The 17,108-nt window shown below is 61.5% G+C and carries 14 protein-coding genes; all 14 read left to right on the top strand.

Annotated features, from left to right (window positions below):
• Positions 1–652 precede the first annotated feature (652 nt).
• The 14 genes from L9B60_RS14285 to L9B60_RS14220 all read left to right on the top strand — a co-directional run bounded on the left by L9B60_RS14285 (position 653) and on the right by L9B60_RS14220 (position 17,091).
• The gene (locus L9B60_RS14285) at positions 653–1,423 is read left to right on the top strand and encodes a hypothetical protein (protein WP_249679451.1); all 771 of its coding nucleotides are present in this window, start codon (positions 653–655) and stop codon (positions 1,421–1,423) included.
• Between the two features lie 46 nt (positions 1,424–1,469).
• Positions 1,470–2,573 (top strand): DegT/DnrJ/EryC1/StrS family aminotransferase, encoded by a 1,104-nt coding sequence (locus L9B60_RS14280; RefSeq protein WP_249679450.1) that lies wholly within the window; start codon positions 1,470–1,472, stop codon positions 2,571–2,573.
• 4 nt (positions 2,574–2,577) lie between these two features.
• Positions 2,578–4,095, top strand: coding sequence for a lipopolysaccharide biosynthesis protein (locus tag L9B60_RS14275; RefSeq protein WP_249679449.1), 1,518 nt, complete (start codon positions 2,578–2,580; stop codon positions 4,093–4,095).
• On the top strand, positions 4,092–5,021 hold the full coding sequence (locus L9B60_RS14270; RefSeq protein ID WP_249679448.1) for a glycosyltransferase family 2 protein: 930 nt from the start codon (positions 4,092–4,094) through the stop codon (positions 5,019–5,021). Before L9B60_RS14275 ends, L9B60_RS14270 begins: the two co-directional genes overlap by 4 nt.
• 5 nt (positions 5,022–5,026) lie before the next feature.
• Positions 5,027–5,479 (top strand): low molecular weight protein-tyrosine-phosphatase, encoded by a 453-nt coding sequence (locus L9B60_RS14265; RefSeq protein ID WP_249679447.1) that lies wholly within the window; start codon positions 5,027–5,029, stop codon positions 5,477–5,479.
• Positions 5,476–7,686: a polysaccharide biosynthesis tyrosine autokinase gene (locus L9B60_RS14260; protein ID WP_249679446.1), complete on the top strand. Its 2,211-nt coding sequence runs from the start codon at positions 5,476–5,478 to the stop codon at positions 7,684–7,686. Before L9B60_RS14265 ends, L9B60_RS14260 begins: the two co-directional genes overlap by 4 nt.
• A 68-nt stretch (positions 7,687–7,754) precedes the next feature.
• Positions 7,755–8,267: a transcription/translation regulatory transformer protein RfaH gene (gene rfaH / locus L9B60_RS14255; protein WP_249679445.1), complete on the top strand. Its 513-nt coding sequence runs from the start codon at positions 7,755–7,757 to the stop codon at positions 8,265–8,267.
• Positions 8,268–8,302: 35 nt separating this feature from the next.
• Complete coding sequence (locus L9B60_RS14250) at positions 8,303–9,304, top strand: glycosyltransferase (protein WP_249679444.1); 1,002 nt, start codon at positions 8,303–8,305, stop codon at positions 9,302–9,304.
• A complete protein-coding gene (locus L9B60_RS14245; protein ID WP_249679443.1) occupies positions 9,301–10,545 on the top strand; it encodes a glycosyltransferase family 4 protein in 1,245 nt (414 codons plus the stop codon). Before L9B60_RS14250 ends, L9B60_RS14245 begins: the two co-directional genes overlap by 4 nt.
• On the top strand, positions 10,514–11,878 hold the full coding sequence (locus L9B60_RS14240; RefSeq protein WP_249679442.1) for a hypothetical protein: 1,365 nt from the start codon (positions 10,514–10,516) through the stop codon (positions 11,876–11,878). The genes L9B60_RS14245 and L9B60_RS14240 overlap by 32 nt, the downstream gene beginning before the upstream one ends.
• A gap of 7 nt (positions 11,879–11,885) precedes the next feature.
• Complete coding sequence (locus tag L9B60_RS14235; RefSeq protein WP_249679441.1) at positions 11,886–13,202, top strand: hypothetical protein; 1,317 nt, start codon at positions 11,886–11,888, stop codon at positions 13,200–13,202.
• Positions 13,203–13,233: 31 nt separating this feature from the next.
• Positions 13,234–14,346: a glycosyltransferase family 4 protein gene (locus L9B60_RS14230; RefSeq protein WP_249679440.1), complete on the top strand. Its 1,113-nt coding sequence runs from the start codon at positions 13,234–13,236 to the stop codon at positions 14,344–14,346.
• Positions 14,347–14,420: 74 nt separating this feature from the next.
• Positions 14,421–15,629 (top strand): glycosyltransferase family 4 protein, encoded by a 1,209-nt coding sequence (locus L9B60_RS14225; protein WP_249679439.1) that lies wholly within the window; start codon positions 14,421–14,423, stop codon positions 15,627–15,629.
• A gap of 58 nt (positions 15,630–15,687) precedes the next feature.
• Positions 15,688–17,091 carry an undecaprenyl-phosphate glucose phosphotransferase gene (locus L9B60_RS14220; protein ID WP_249679438.1) on the top strand — a complete coding sequence of 468 codons (1,404 nt, stop codon included), beginning with the start codon at positions 15,688–15,690 and terminating at the stop codon, positions 17,089–17,091.
• The last annotated feature ends 17 nt before the right edge of the window (positions 17,092–17,108 follow it).

Here is a 17,108-nt window from a genome sequence, read left to right as displayed (position 1 = left end):
GGCATTCAATCAGCCCTCTTTGTGAGGGCTTTCATTTTTTTGACGACGTAAAACCATCCCCCCCTAAGCCCCCGATTCTAGGGGGGAAAGCTGTCAAACCAAGCCTCCCCCAGCAAATACGCGGGTGCGCGCCCCAAAATGGTACAAAACCCGCACAATTGGGCTTCAACGGGCAAAAAAACCATCATTTCGCCAGCGTCAACTTTTTAACTTTCAACAAAATCAATAGGTTAATGACTACCTACCCCCTATTTTACGACTAATCCTTTTTTTTTGACGAAAGCAATTGACAGCTTCCACAAGAGGGTCGATATATCTCTCACCGGCCGCCAAAAAGTTGCTGGTAACTGAGTGCCGTAGAGCACCAATGCAACGAAGTTTTGACATACCTGAATAATTATCTGCCGACACTTACTTTTGCATGCCCGATTTTTTTAACCGGGCCAGTATGGGCTTTTCAAGTTATTGACCACCTCCTGGATTTTTGCGGGTGTGCGGTAGCTTTGACTCTAGAAAAAGTGTGCACCTGGCTTTGTTTAATGGACCGCCCCGTGCGGACCCGGCGGTAGCTTTGCCCAGCGATAAAACAAATAACAATACAGGGTGTCGGCCACGACACCACATGCACTTATGACGCAACGAGTTAGCCGCCATGTCTCACTTGATCTCTATTGATGAAGCGACGTCTGCACGCCTGGTCACCGATATGGACCGCCAAGGCTTTGCCACTCTGGAACATGCCCTGACCGCCGAAGCCCTCAAGGACCTGCGTGCTTATGTCGAGCGCCAGGCGGCCAAGCACAATAACCAATACTTCGCCTACCACGGTTACCCAGCCCTGGCCGACAGCGCCTTGGCTACGCTGGGCAAGTCCGCGGAGTTCAAGGCGTTGATGGGCCACATGCACCGCCTGGGCTGCGGCCACGACGCCAGTAGCGATGAAATCTTCCCTGTGCTGCGGTGCGTGCAAGGCGGCACCGGGCGCAAGGAATCCAACAGCTTCCATTACGATGCCACGCTGTTGACCATGCTCATCCCTATCTACACCCCCCACCAGGGCAAGGATCGTGGCGACCTGATCCTGTTTCCCAACTTGCGCAAAATGCGAACTAACGTACTGACTAACATTATCGAGAAAATGTTCTTTCAGAACAAACTTGTGCGCAAAGTTATTTGCTGGGGCATCCACCGCAACTTATTAAAGCCGATCACCCTGCGGGTAGTGCCCGGCAATGTTTATTTCTTTTGGGGTTACCGCTCCTTACATGCCAACCAGGCGTGCGATCCAGCGTTCAGGCGGGCCACGGCATTATTTCACTATGGCGACCCGCATACCGGCAGCCTGGCCACGCGGTGGATATTGAAGCTCAACCAGTATCGCGCCCGCAAAGCCATGGCCAACTCCAATACCACGGCGTCCTGAACGCAGTTTTATTTGCACACCTTTTGGCCTCCACAGGGAGTTCCTCATGATCAACGTGACCAAGTCCTACCTGGGCAATATCAACAAGTTCAAAGCCTATGTGGACGTTATCTACGCCTCGCACTGGATGACCAACCACGGCCCGTTGAGTTGTGAGCTGGAAGCACGGCTCAAAGACTACCTGGGCGTACGCAACCTGATCCTCACCAACAACGGCACGCTGGCCTTGCAAGTGGCCTACCGGGCCCTGGGCCTGAGTGGCAGCGCCGTCACCACGCCTTTCAGCTTCGTCGCCACCAGCAGTACTTTGCAATGGGAAGGCATCCGGCCGATTTTCGCCGACATCGACCCTGCCACCTGGGACATCGACCCGGCGCAGATCGAATCGCGCATCGGTTCGGACACCAGTGCCATCGTCGCCACCCACGTGTTCGGCAACCCGTGTGCCGTGGAGCGTATAGATGAAATCGCCAAGCGCCGCGGCTTGAAAGTGGTGTACGACGGCGCCCATGCCTTTGGCGTACGCCATGCCGGCCAGTCGGTGTTCAACTGGGGCGATGCAAGTACCCTGAGTTTCCACGCCACCAAGCTGTTCCATACCATCGAAGGCGGCGCGATCATCACCAACGATGACGACCTGGCCCGGGAAATTCGCCTGCTGTGCAATTTCGGCATCACCGGGGTAGACCGCATCGAAGGCCTGGGCACCAACGCCAAGATGAACGAGTTCTCGGCCGCCATGGGCCTGTGCGTGCTCGATGAGATCGACACCATCCTGGAGCAGCGCAGCGAGCAGGGCCACTACTACGAGCAGCGCCTGAACGGCTATTTCGACTTGCAGAAGGTGCAGGACGACAGCCAGATCAACTACAGCTACTTCCCGGTAGGCCTGGCGGACGAAACCCAGGCCCTGGCCATGCGCAATGCCCTGCAGGAAAAAGGCATCAACCCGCGCCGCTACTTCTACCCTTCGCTGGACACCCTGGACTACCTGCAACCCCAGGCCGCGCAACCGCAATCGCGCTACCTGAGCCAACGCATCCTGTGCCTGCCGATCTACCCGGGCCTGGAGCGCGAAACCCAGGACCAGATCATCGACACCTTGCTGGGCCAGGGCGAAAAAAGCGCCACCCTGGCCTGCGTAGGCTGATGTGATGAAAAAGCTCTCGGTGGTGCACAACACCACGCTCAGCTACCTGGGCCAGGCCTATTCGGTGCTGGTCGGGATCCTGATCATGCCGTTCTACCTGGGCCACCTGGGTGCCGAGGTGTACGGCCTGATTGGCTTCTTCGCCGTGCTGCAAGCCTGGTTGATGTTGCTCGACGCCGGCATGTCGCCGTCCTTGGTGCGCCAGATTGCTCATCAGCAAAGTGCCGGCGATGTGCAACGCATCAGCGGCTGGTTGCTGCGCTCGTTCGAGATCGTGTTCCTGCCGCTGGCAGTGCTCTGCTGTATTGCCGTGTACCTGGTCAGCCCCTGGATTGCCGGGCACTGGCTCAACGCCCAATCGCTGGGCCACGGCACGTTGGTCGCCTGCGTGGCGCTGATGGGCCCGATGGTGGCGCTGCGGCTCTACAGCACCTTGTACAAGAGCGGCCTGCAAGGGCTTGAGATGCACGCCTGGCTCAATGCTGCCAACGTGCTGATCGCCACCCTGCGCTATTTCGGTGGGCTGGCATTGGTGGCCTGGGTGTCCAAGGACGCGCTGGTGTTTTTCCAGTTCCAACTGGCGGTCACGCTGATCGAAACCTTGTTGTTCGCCGCCAAGGCGTACGCCCGCCTGCCCGCGCCGCACTGGTTCAGTGGCTTCAACAGCGCGCTGGTCAAACCGGTGCTGCCCTTTGCCCTGAGCCTGTCGGGCACCTCGATCCTGTGGATCGTGCTGACTCAACTGGACAAGGTGCTGTTGTCATCGAGCCTGACGCTTAAGGAATACGGCTACTTCTCCCTGGTGGCCATGATCAGCACCGGCATCGTCACCTTGGTCAACCCGCTGGTGCAGACCTTGCTGCCACGCATGACCGCACTGATGGCCGAAGGCCGTGAAGGCGACATGCAACAGCTGTACTTGGGTGCCAACCGTTTTATCTGCACGTTGCTGTTCCCGCTGGGCGCGATGATCGCCGTGCACGGCGGCCCGCTGATCTTCGCCTGGAGCGGTGACCAACACGCTGCCGATTGGGCTGCACCGCTGATGCTCTGGTACGCCCTGGGCGCAGCGATCCTGGCAGCCAACGGTTTTCAGTTCTACCTGCAGTACGCCCATGGGCGGATGCGCTTGCACGTTTGGTTCAGCGTGGTGTCGGCCCTGATCACCGTACCCGTGCTGGTGGCCGCGGTGCATTACCAAGGCGCGATGGGCGCCGCCGTCGCCTGGTTCCTGCTGCGCCTGGTGTCCTTTGCCATCTGGCCACAAATGATTCACCAGCGCCTGGCCCCTGGCATCCACGGCCAATGGCTGCACGACATGCTGCGCATCACCCTCATGACCGCCGTCGGCGTGCTGCTGACCCTGCCGCTGGTGCAACTGTTCACCGGCCCCGGGCGCCTGCAAACCCTGTTCGGCCTGGCCCTTGCCGGGGTCATCGTGCTGGTGCTGGTGGCCGGCAGCGACAAACCGCTGGTGCAAAAAATCCTCTTTCTACTGACTAAACCGAGCGCCCAACGATGAGCAGCAGAACCGAGAGCGAGATCATGCAAGCCTGGGGGTCGTCACGCGAACCGCTGCTGTCCATCGCCTGCCCCACTTACAACCACGAAGGCTACATCGCCCAGACCCTGGACAGCTTCCTGGCCCAGGAAACCACCTTCCCTTTTGAAGTGCTGGTCAACGACGACGCCTCCACCGACGGTACCGCAGCTATCGTCGCCGACTACGGCCGGCGCTACCCGAACATCATCAAGCCGATCCTGCAGCCGGTGAACCAGTACCAGAAAGGCAACCACCCCTGCCCCGATCTGTTTCGCAAAGGCAGCGGCAAATATTTGGCTTTCTGCGAGGGCGACGATTTCTGGACCGACCCGCTGAAACTGCAAAAGCAGGTGGACTTCCTGGAGGCCCACCACGACTACGTAATCACCTACCACGACGCCATGGCGTTCGACAGCGAAGGCCCCAAGGGCATCCAACTGGTCGGCGAAGGCCAGCGCGACGCCAGCAGCTTGGAGCTGATGCGCGGCCGGCCGATCTCGACGCTCACCGTATGCTTTCGCAACGTGCTGCACGAACTGCCACTGGAGCTTGTACGCGCACCACTCAACGACTTGGTGTGGTGGGCTTTGCTGGGTGCCTACGGCAAGGGCAAATACCTGGCTGACATCCAGCCTGCGGCGTACCGGGTGCACTTGGGCGGGGTGTTCTCCATGCGCTCGGACAAGAAGAAGTTGCAGATGACCCTGCACACCTATTCCAGCCTGGCCAATTACTACTTCCGCATCGGCAACCAGGCGCTGTACGAGCATTGCCTGGTGCAGGTGTTCTGCCTGTCGCTGTCGGCCATTTCACCGTGGCAGAAACTCACGGCGCTGGCGCAGATGGGCCGCAACATCGCCGCCAACCTGCTGCGTCGCCTCAGCGCGTCGGTTTCCCGGGGGTAGGCGCAATGCTCAACAAGGTGCTGATTATCTGCGTGGGCAACATCTGCCGCAGCCCCATGGCCGCCGCCCTGCTGCGCCACCGCAGCAATGGGTGCGTCCAGGTGACCTCGGCCGGTGTGCAAGCCAGCAGCGGCGCCTACATGGACCCCATGGCCAAGGCGGTGCTCAAGGACTTCAAGATCAAGAGCGGCGAGCACCGCGCCTGCCAGGTCACTCGCGACATGCTGCATTGGGCCGACCTGGTCTTGTTGATGGAACAGCAGCAGTTGAAACGCGTGGTCGAACTTGCCCCTGAAGTGCGAGGCAAGGTGTTTCTGATCGGCAAATGGCAGAACGACCTGCCGATCGCCGACCCCTTTCGCCGTCCGAAGAACGCCTTTCAACAGACCTACGCCCAACTGGCGCGCTGTGTCGATGACTGGTTGCCACATCTGAGTCAGGAGGATCAACAAAAATGACTGCAATGACCCGCTCTTCACTGGAGTACTACCAGGATTCTCAGGTAGACCTGGCAACCGTCCTGCGCACCCTGTTCGACCACAAGGCGATGATTGCCTCGATCGTCGGCGTCTTCAGCGTGGTGGGGCTTGCCTACGCCCTGCTGGCCGCGCCGGTCTACCAGGCCAACGTGATGATCCAGATCGAGCCGCGCAAGGTCGGCCTGGACGCCACCCCGGAAACCGGCAAGCAGCCGACCTCGGTGTCGCTGGCCACCGCCGAGATCGAATTGATCAAGTCCCGTGCCGTGCTTGGCCAAGTGGTCACGGACCTCAAGCTGGATATCGTCACCAAACCCAACTACTTCCCGGCCATCGGTGCCTACGTGGCGCGCCATTTCAAACCGGACGCCGGCCAGCCGTTGAACGAAGCCCCCCTGGGCCTGGACAGCTACGCCTGGGGCGGGGAAAACCTCGAGGTGTTCAGCCTGAGCGTGCCCGACGAATTGCTGGGCCTGAAGCTCAAGCTGGTGGCCGGCGAAGACGGTCACTACAAAGTGTTCGACCCCGATGGCGGCTGGCTGCTGGATGGCCAGGTTGGCCAATTGAGCGACAACAAAGGCGTGCAAATACAACTGGCGACGCTCGATGCCCGCCCCGGCACCGAGTTCCAGCTGACCAAAAACCGCGTGCTGACCACCTCGTTGAACTACCAGACCCTCCTCAAACTGGCCGAGGCCGGCAAGGATTCGGGCATCGTCTACATGAGCCTGGAAGACCAGGACCCGCTGCGGGCCAACCTGATCCTCAACGACATCAGCCGCCTGTACCTGCGCCAGAACATCGACCGCAGCTCGGCTGAAGCCGCCCAGCGCCTGGAGTTCCTGCGCTCGCAACTGCCGATCGTGCGCAAACAACTGGAAGCCAGCGAAGACGCGCTGAACAACTACCAACGGCGCAGCAAGTCGGTGGACATCAGCCTGGAAACCAAGGCCCTGCTCGACCAGACCGTGAACATCGACTCGATGATCAATGACCTGCGCCTGAAACGTACCGACATGGACCGCCTGTACACCCGTGCCCACCCTGCCTCGCAAGCCCTGAGCACGCAGATCGGCCAGCTTGAAGCACAGAAAAACGCCATGCAGGGCAAGATCAAGGCCCTGCCGGAAACCCAACAGGAACTGCTGCGCCTGACCCGTGACATGCAAGTCACCAACCAGACCTACACCCAGTTGCTGAACAAAAGCCAGGAGCAGGACATCATCCGCGCCGGCAACATCGGCAACGTGCGCATCATCGACAAGGCCGACGCCAACATCGAAGAACCGGTCAAGCCGATGCGCAAGCTGATCGTGCTGATCTCCCTGCTGTTGGGCGCACTGGTGGCAGTGGCCGTGGTGTTTATTCGCCAGGCCTTCGACCGCGGCATCGTCAACCCGGAAATCATCGAAAACCTGGGCATGCCGGTGTACGCCTCGGTGCCGCTGTCCAAGCAACAGGAGCGTTTGAGCAAGGGCCGTGGCAGCCGCACCGGTTCTGCCGATTCGAAACTGCTGAGCATTGCCGAACCCACCGAACTTGCCGTCGAGTCGCTGCGCAGCCTGCGCACCAGCCTGCACTTCGCCATGCTCGAGTCGCGTAACAATGTGCTGATGATCTCCAGCCCCACGGCCGGTGTCGGCAAGTCATTCGTGAGCAGCAACCTGGCGGTGATCATCGCCCAGACTGGCAAGAAGGTCCTGCTGATCGATGCCGACATGCGCAAGGGCTACCTGCACAAAGTGATCGGCCTGCAACCGCGCCACGGCCTGTCCGACGCCTTGGCTGCACGGCTGAGCAACAAGGAAGTGATCAACGCCACGGTGATCGACAACCTGCACTTCATTTCCTGCGGCTTCGCGGCGCCCAACCCGTCCGAACTGCTGATGCACGACAACTTCAACAAGCTGTTGCGCGAGCTGTCTCCGCAGTACGACCTGGTGATCATCGACACCCCGCCCATCATGGCCGTGACCGATGCCGCACTGGTCGGCCGCCAAGCCGGCACCACGCTGTTGGTGGCGCGCTTTGGCAAAAGCTCGGTCAAGGAAGTGGAAGGCGCCAAGCGCCGCCTCGCGCAGAACGGCGTGCTGGTCAAAGGCGCGATTTTCAACGGGGTGATCCGCAAGGCTTCCACCGCTGACTACGACTGCGCGGCGTACGACTACACCCCGAGCAAAAAATAACAATCAGCTCCTTACCGCTCTCGCCGGCCACTCCAATGGCCGGCGAACCAGATAGCCGAGATACGCCCATGAGCCACTTCACCGACACCGCAAACTGGTACCTGATCCAGACCAAGCCGCGCCAGGAAGCCCGCGCCGAAGAGCACTTGCTGCGCCAACAATTCCAGTGCTATCGCCCCTTGAAAAGCCAGCCTGCGGAGCTACCCAAAAACCGCCGTGGCGTCGAAGAAGAGCTGTTCCCCGGCTACCTGTTCATCCGCCTGGCCATCAGCGACAGCTGGTACCCGATTCGCTCCACCCGTGGCGTGGCGCGCATCGTGTCGTTCGGCGCACAGCCTTGCCCCGTGCAGGACGCGCTGATTCTGCAGATTCGCCAACGCCTGGCCGTGTCGCCCGCGCCGCAACCGTTCGCCCAGGGCGAAACGGTTCTGGTACGCACCGGCAGCAGCGACATCCAGGCCATCTTCCTCAGTGACGACGGCGAAGAGCGCGCGGTGATCCTGCTCAACCTGTTGCAACGCGAACAACGCGTCAGCCTGCCCAAGAGCAGCCTGTCGCACTTGGCCGTGCAGGCCTGCTGACAACCGCAGTCAACCAGAACAAAGGGGAGAAATCGATGACTGCCAAGACCACACTGGTTACCCTGACATACGGTGACCGCTTGCATTACTTGCAAGCCCTGATCAATCGCTCCCTGGCCTGTTCGCAGATCGAACGGGTGATCGTTGTCAGCAACGCCTCCAGCGCCGACCTCAACGCCTTGCCACGGCGCTGGCCGGGCCAGATCGAGCTGATCGACCTGCCCAGCAACACCGGCTCCGCCAATGGCTATGCGGTGGGTATCGAGGCTGCGCTGCGCCGCGGTGCCGAATACATCTGGTTGATGGACGACGACAACGCGCCGACCCTGGGCGCCGTGGAAACCCTGCACCGGCGCCTGCGCGAATGCGAGCAAAAGCTGGGCCGCGACCAGACCGCCGTGGTGGGTTTCCGCCCGACCCATCAGGCCGATGTCGCCGCCGGCGTACCCGAACGCTTTGCCACACAACCGCGCTCCAGTTGCTTCGGCTTTCACATCGCACAGCTGCCGTACAAAGTGTGGCGCCGCCTGCCGTGGGGCAAGCCGCATTCGAGTGCAAAAAAACCGGCCCTGATGCCGGTGCCATTCGCCACCTATGGCGGCCTACTGGCCCACCGCAGCGTCTACGAAAAAATCGGCCTGCCCCTGGGCGAGCTGGTGCTGTACGCCGACGACACCGAATACACCCGGCGCATCACCGCCGCCGGCGGGCAGATATTTCTGGTAACCGATGCCCTGCTCGATGACCTGGAAGACTCCTGGAACATCAAGGCCCGCACCAACAACATTTACGAGTGCTTCCTGCTTGGCAATTCGGACATGCGCGCCTACTACACCGCGCGCAACCAGGCCTGGTTCGACAAGCACGTGTGGGCCGGCTCCACGTGGCTGTATGCACTGAACCGGACGTTGTTCCTGTTCCTGCTGCGCCAGGTGGCGAAGCGAAGCGGCTCGGGCAGGCGCCTGGGCATTATCGAACAAGCCATCAGCGACGGGGAATCCGGACGCCTTGGCCTGCACAAGTCGTATCCCCTATGAACATCCTGTTCCTTAACAGCCTGTACTCGCCCAACATCGGCGGCGGAGCTGAAATCGTGCTGCAACGCACGGTCGAAGGGTTACAACAACGCGGCCTGAACGTCACCGTGCTGACCACTGGCGCCGAGCCTGGGCTACACCAGGACATGGTCAAGGGTGTGAAGGTGTACCGCGCCGGCGTGCTCAACACCTACTGGCATTTCACCGAACAGCGGCCCAATGCCCTGGCCCGGCTGGGCTGGCACCTGCGTGATCGCTACAACGCGGGCATGCGCGCCTTCGTGCGCCAGGTGCTGGCCCAGGAAAGCGTCGACCTGGTGGTGTGCCACAACCTCAGCGGCTGGTCGGTGGCGGTGTGGGACGAAATCACCAAGGCCGGCTTGCCCATCGTGCAGGTGCTGCACGACCTGTACCTGATGTGCCCCGGTGGCAGCATGTTCAAGAAAAGCGGCAGCTGCAATGGCCCCTGCACCCTGTGCAAAACCTTGCGCCAGGGCCACGCCGAACGCTCGGCGCAAATCGACGCGGTGGTGGGGGTCAGCCAGTTCATGGTGGACAAGTTTCGCGACGCGCAGTTTTTCCGCAACGCCACCACCGAAGTCATCTACAACAGCAGCCCGAAAGTCGACGAGGTGCCGTTGGTCTACCCCCAGGGGCGCCTGGTGCACAGCGAGCCGCTGCGCTTTGGCTACCTGGGCACGTTGTCGGAGCACAAGGGCCTGCGCTGGCTGATCGAGCAGTTCAAGCGCTTGCCATTCAACGCCACGCTGCAGATCGCCGGGCGCGGCCAGCCGGACTTCGAGCGGGAAATCAAGCAACTGGCCGACTCGGAAAACATCCACTTCGTTGGCCATCAATCACCGGAAAGCTTTTACCGCCAGATCGACGTGGCCATCGTGCCTTCGGTGTGGAGCGAGCCTTTCGGCTTGGTGGCGGTGGAAGCCTGCGCCCACTCGGTGCCGGTGATTGCCAGCAACCGCGGTGGCCTGCCAGAAATCATCCGCGAGGGCGTCAACGGCCTGCTATGCGACTCCGAGGAGCCGGACTCGCTGGCCCTGGCCATGTTGCGCATGGCCCGCCAACCGGAGCTACGCCGCAAGCTGGCCAGCCAGGCACGGGCCAGCGTGGCGCACTTGCTGGACCAGGAACTGATGCTCGACCGCTACCAGCAACTGTTTGCCCAAGTCCTCCTGAATAGAAGCGCTCATCATGCAAACCAGCCTGCCGTACAGTCCCTCTGAGCACCGGGCAACCCTGGCGCTGAACAAGTCGACCATCATTGTCTGGGTGGCGATCAGCCTGGTGCTGGTGGAAACTTTTTCCGGCGCCATGCGGTTCTATCTGGACCAGGTCGGTGCCTCGGCGCTGATGTACGTGCCCAAGGCGGCCTGCTTCGCCCTGTTCATCCTGGAGTTGCCGCACTTTCGGGCCAGCCGCGGTTTCTGGCTGGGCCTGCTGATGCTGCTGACTTCCGGGGTGTTGGCCATGCTGCACGGCGCCTCACTGGGCAATGTCGGCTTTGCGCTGTTCATGTACAGCCCGCTGTTGTTCGGGCTGGTGTGCGGCGAGCACCTGGAGCACCGCAAGCGGCTATTGGGTCTGATCATCGGCCTTTGCCTGGTGGCCTCGCTGGTGGGTGCGGGCCTGGACATGTTCACCCAAGTGCCCTGGAAGGGCTACAGCTACACACTGGGCGATACCGAGTTGAGCGGCAACACAGCCTGGAGCGCAGGCGGCGCCGACCGTATCGCCGGCTTTACCCGCATGTCTACCAGCCTGTCGGTACTGATCGCGATCTACGCCTTGTACCTGGCCGCCTTCACTCGTTCACGGCTGCTGTTGGCCGGGTTGTTTTGCGTGGCCATCGTCGGGATTTACGTCTCGACCAACAAATCGACGGTGGCCGCCTTCATCTGCACCCTGCTGATGCTGCCGTTCCTGCGCCAGCGCATGACCTGCCGCGCTTTGTTCTTCGGCGCCGTGGCCATGGGGCTGGCCTTGCCGATCATTGGCCTGACGATGAACTTCGACCCGCGCCTGGCCAGCGCCTACAGCGACAGTTCACTGGCATCGCTGTACGACCGGCTGATCAATACCTGGCCGATGGTGGTGCACAGCGTGCACCAGCAAGGCTGGAGCCTGTTTGGCTCAGGCTTTGGCATGGTCGGCAGCAGCGTGTTGCTGTTCCCGGTGTACAGCGCCGATACGCAAGCGGTGTGCGACAACACCGCGGTGTACCTCTGGGCTGCGTTTGGTGCGGTCGGGGTGGTGCTGTACGCGCTGCAACTGCCCCTGCTGATTGCCCTGCGCGAGAAAACCAGTTGGATGGGGCGGGCCCTGTTGAGCATCTGCTTCTGTATCGCCCTGGTCAGCTGGACCACCGACGTGCTGGAAATCCCCATTGCCGACCTGTTTATCGGCCTGGCGATTGCCCATGTATTGCGCCGCAAAGCCTTGCCCAGCACCGGCATGCCAGAGCGCCGCAAAATCAACCGCAACCCGAATGACCCGGCGCCGGATCGCCGCAACCCGAATGGGCGCAACCCTTACCTGCCCTCGTTCAAGACCTTGTGAACCGCCCATGCCCAGACTGTTGAACTTCATCGCCTGGCTGCTGCTGGGGTTACCCCTGGCGCAGGCCGCACACGCCGAAGATCACTTCATCGTCGGCGTGGGCACCCACCTGATGGACCGCGACACCGACCTGCCGCGCGCCATGCGCCTGTTGAGTGACGTCGGCGCCACTTCGCTGCGCGACGACGTGTACTGGTCCAGCGTGGAAGGCCAGCCAGGGCAGTTGGGCATCTACCCGCGCTGGCGGGAACTGCTGGCCAGCGCCAGCAAGCGACACCTGAGCAAGGTGATGATCCTGAGCCTGGGCAACCAGTACTACGACAACAATGCCAAACCGCGTAACGCCGGGGTCAAGGCTGGCTTCGCGCGCTACGTGGACTTCGTCAGCAAGGCCTTCGTCGGCCAGGTGGACTACTACGAAATCTGGAACGAGTGGGACCTTGAGAACGACATCGACCGCGCCCTGTTCAAGGGGCGCTCCCTGAGCGATGACTATGTGCAATTGGTCAAGGATACCACCGCCCAATTGCACCAAAACGACCCTAAAGCCCGGGTGTTGGCCGGTGCGATCACCACCCAGGGCATCCGCCAGGGCTTCGCTGACCGCCTGGTGCAAGCCGGCGCTCTGGACAAGGTCGACGGCCTGTCGCTGCACCCCTATGTGCACTGTGAAAAAAACGGCGGCGGCAACACCCCGGAAAGCTGGATCAAGTGGCTGGGCGAAGTCGACCAACGCCTCACTGCCCTGGCCGGGCGTGCCGTGCCGCTGTACCTCACTGAGATGAGTTGGCCAAGCAGTGACGAACCGTGCGGCGTGGACGAAAAAACCCAGGCCATGTACCTGGCCCGCGCCTACTTCCTGGCCAAGACCCGGCCCAACATCAAGGGCATGTGGTGGTACGACCTGCTCAACGACGGCCTGGACCCCAAAGAGCGCGAACACAATTTTGGCCTGCTGCGCAACGACCTCAGCGAAAAGCCCGCCTACGGCGTGCTCAAGGCCATCGCCCCGACGCTTGGCGAATACCGCTACGACAGCAGCAAGAGCCTGCAGGCCGACAACCTCTACCTGCTCAATTTCAGCCGTGGCGATGACCAGGTGCTGGTGGCCTGGACGGCAGGCCGCCCGCGGGTAGTCAAGATCCAATCCAACGGCCTGGTGCAAGGCCCGGTACAGAGCATCGACACCGAACACCCCGGCCGTGGCCGCACCGACAGTGGCCAGTGGCAGTGCACCGAAGAGCGCTGCAGCACCGTGGTCACCCTCGGTGAATTCCCACGAATCATCAGCCTGGGCAACGCCAGTTGGCTGTTCACCCGTTGAGCCAGGGCGCCGCCCTCAAAAGGATAACGAGATGATTGTGATCAATGCCCGATTCCTGACCCAAGAGCTACGCGGCGTGCAGCGCTTCGCCGAGCAGATCTGCCTGGCGCTCAAGGCCATGCGCGACGACCTGATCTTCGTGACCCCGGCCGGCGTGCTGATGGAAGACACCGCCAAGCGCCTGGGCGCCCAGGTCATCGGCACCCATGGCGGGCATCTGTGGGAGCAACTCGACCTGCCGCTGTACCTGCTGCGCAATGGCAGCCCCCTGCTGGTGTCGCTCGGCTGCACCGCGCCGCTGCTCTACGGCAATCAGGTGGCAGCCCATCACGACATCACCTACGTACGCCACCCCCAAAGCTACAGTTGGAAATTCCGCGCCGCCTACCGCCTGATGACACCCATCCTGCTCAAGCGGATCAAGTCGCTGATCACCGTCAGCCAGTTCTCACGGCAGGAAATCGCCGAGTTCTACGACTTTCCGCAGTCGCGCATCCTGATCGTGCCGAATGCCGTCAGTGAGGCCTTCCAGCCTGCGGCACCGTGCATGAACGTACAGAAATACCTGCTGGCGGTGTCATCGCCCAGCGCGCACAAAAACTTCATCCGCATGATCAGCGCGTTCCTCAGCATCAAAGGCCACGATGACGTGCAATTGCACATCGTCGGCGATGCCAACGGGGTGTTCGTCGACGACAGCCTGGCCGAGCTGACCCGGCAGGACCCACGCGTCAAGTTTCTCGGCCGCATCGACGACCGACAGCTGATCAACCAGTACCAGAACGCCGCTGCTTTCGTGTTTCCGTCGCTGTACGAAGGGTTCGGCATACCGCCACTGGAGGCCCAGGCCTGCGGTTGCCCGGTGTTGGCGGCCAACGCTGCCTCCATCCCCGAGGTGTTGCAGTCGAGCGCGCTGTATTTCGACCCGCTGGACCTGGACCAGATGGCCCAGGCCATGACCCTGGTACTGGACAACGCGCGGGTGCGCGAGCAACTGCGCGTGCTTGGCCTGCACAACGTCAGCCGCTACGCCTGGGACGAATCAGCTCGCCATATCAGCCAGCACGTCGATGCCCTGCTGGCCCAACAGGCCGGTGCGAAACCTCGCGAACCGTTACCCGCCGCAGGCAAGGAGCTGCCATGAAGTCTGCGGCCTCTTTTTCACCACAACCTCCAGAGTGCCCCCAAGCCTCTGACCTCAGAATAAGAAGGTGAACCATGAAAATTGCAATCGTCCACGATTGGCTGGTGACTTACGCTGGCGCCGAGCGGGTACTCGCCTCACTGCTGAAAATCTGGCCGGAAGCCGACCTGTTTTCAGTGATCGACTTCCTCAGTGATGAAGACCGCGCCCACCTGGGCGGCAAGCGCGCGACCACCACGTTTATCCAACACCTGCCCCAGGCCCGCACCCGTTACCAGAAGTACCTGCCGCTGATGCCGCTGGCCATCGAGCAACTCGACCTGTCGGCCTACGAGCTGGTCATTTCCAGCAGCCACGCGGTCGCCAAGGGCGTACTCACTGGCCCCAATCAGTTGCACGTGAGCTACGTGCATTCGCCGATCCGCTACGCCTGGGACCTGCAGCACCAGTACCTCAACGAGGCCGGCTTGAGCAAGGGCCTGAAAAGCAAAGTGGCGCGCATGGTTTTGCACTACATGCGCATGTGGGACCAACGCACGGCAGCGGCGGTGGACGATTTCGTCGCCAACTCGCAGTTCATTGGCAGGCGCATCGACAAGGCCTATCGCCGCCCGTCCACGGTGATCTACCCGCCGGTGGATACCCAGGGCTTCAACCTGCAAGTGGAAAAACAGGACTATTACCTGACCACCTCGCGCATGGTGCCCTACAAGAAGATCCCAATGATCGTCGAGGCCTTCCGCGGCATGCCCGACAAGCGCCTGGTGGTGATCGGCGATGGCCCGGAAATGGAAAAAGCCCGCGCCGTGTGCGGCCCCAATGTCACGCTGATGGGCTACCAGCCGTTCGCCGTGCTGCGTGAGCACCTGCAAAACGCCAAGGGCTTCGTGTTTGCCGCCGAGGAGGACTTTGGCATCAGCCCGGTGGAGGCACAGGCCTGCGGCACGCCGGTGATCGCCTTCGGCAAGGGCGGCACCCTGGAAACGGTCCACGGCCTGGACCACGAACAGCCCACCGGGGTGTTCTACCACGAGCAAACCCCGGCCGCGCTGATCAATGCGGTGCACGAGTTCGAGAACGAAGCCCATCGGATTACGGCGCAAGCCTGCCGTGAAAATGCCGAGCGCTTCTCGGAAAAACGCTTCGAGCGGGAAATGCGCCAGTTCGTCGAGGCGCGCTGGAACGAGGCACACGCACCGTTGCCGCAAACCCTCGTCGTGGCGCCTCGCCTGGCCCTGGCTTCGGTTCCTGCACTGGCCAGCGCCAGCGCCACGCCACGCTGATTTAGCCTCACTGTACCGCCATCACTTGGCTGGCCTGCGCGCCGGCCGGGGAGAAGTCATGCCAAAAAACTTCAAGGGCATCCTGCAGGCCCACCACTCTGCATTGTCGGTGGCCCATCGCCTGATCGATGTCGCCGTGATCGTTGTCTGCAGTTGCCTGCTCGCCTGGCTCGACGGGCGCCTGGACACCAGCGAAACCTGGAGCCTGGTGCTGGCCTCGGTGCTGTTGTTCCACTGGTTCAGCGAGTACCACCAGTTGTACGTTTCCTGGCGCGGCGAACGTGTCTGGCGCGAACTGCTGCGGGTGTTCAACTACTGGTCGCTGACCTTCATGTGCGTGATGCTGCTCGACTACCTGTTGATCAAGCCACCGGTCTTGCTGGGGCACGGTGAAATGAGCTGGTATGCCCTGGTGCTGATGTTGCTGTGCGGCTACCGGCTGCTGATCCGCAGCGTGCTGCAGACCCTGCGCCGCCACGGCCACAACACCCGCACCGTGGCCATCGTCGGTACCGGGCAGATTGGCGAACGCTTGGCCCATTCGATCACCAGCGCGCCCTGGATGGGCTTGCGCCTGCTGGGTTTCTACGACGACCAGCCGCAACAGATGGACCTGGACGGGCGCATCCCGGTGCTCGGCGACCTCGAGCGGCTGGTGGACGATGCCCGCGCAGGGCTGATCGACAAGGTCTACATCACCCTGGCCATGAGCTGCGAGCCGTCCTTGTGCGCGTTGGTCAAGGGCCTGAGCGATACCACCGCTTCGGTCTACCTGATCCCGGACGTGTTCATGTTCGACTTGCTGCACGCACGCAGCGAAAGCATCAACGGCCTGACCAGCATCAGCCTCGTGGACACCCCAATGGATGGGTCCAGTTGCCTGGTCAAACGCTTTGAAGACATCACCGTGGCCAGCGTGATTTTGCTGCTGATTGCCCTGCCGATGTTGCTGATTGCCTTGGGTATCAAATTGACTTCACCGGGGCCCGTCCTTTTTCGCCAGACGCGCTATGGTTTAGATGGCAGGCCGATCATGGTCTGGAAATTTCGAAGCATGAGCGTCCAGGAAAACGGCGCCCAAGTGCTCCAGGCCAGCCGCAATGACGTTCGGGTCACCCGCTTCGGGGGCTTTTTGCGGCGCACCTCGCTGGACGAGTTACCGCAGTTTCTGAACGTGATCAAGGGCGACATGTCGATCGTCGGCCCGCGCCCCCATGCAGTGGCGCACAACGAGCAGTATCGCAAGCAGGTGAGCGGCTACATGTTGCGGCACAAGGTGAAACCCGGCATCACCGGCTGGGCTCAAGTCAATGGATGGCGGGGGGAAACCACTACCTTGGACAAAATGCAGAAGCGCATCGAATTCGATCTCGAGTACATCGAGCAATGGTCTGTGTGGCTTGACCTGAAAATCATCGCACTGACGCTGTTCAAAGGCTTCATCCATAAAAACGCGTTCTGATATCTCTTATGACCTGA

Source organism: Pseudomonas abieticivorans (genome assembly GCF_023509015.1).
GTDB classification, from domain to species: Bacteria; Pseudomonadota; Gammaproteobacteria; order Pseudomonadales; family Pseudomonadaceae; genus Aquipseudomonas; species Aquipseudomonas abieticivorans.
The sequence above is the reverse complement of the archived record's forward strand: the minus strand, read 5'-3'. Positions and strand labels throughout refer to the sequence as shown.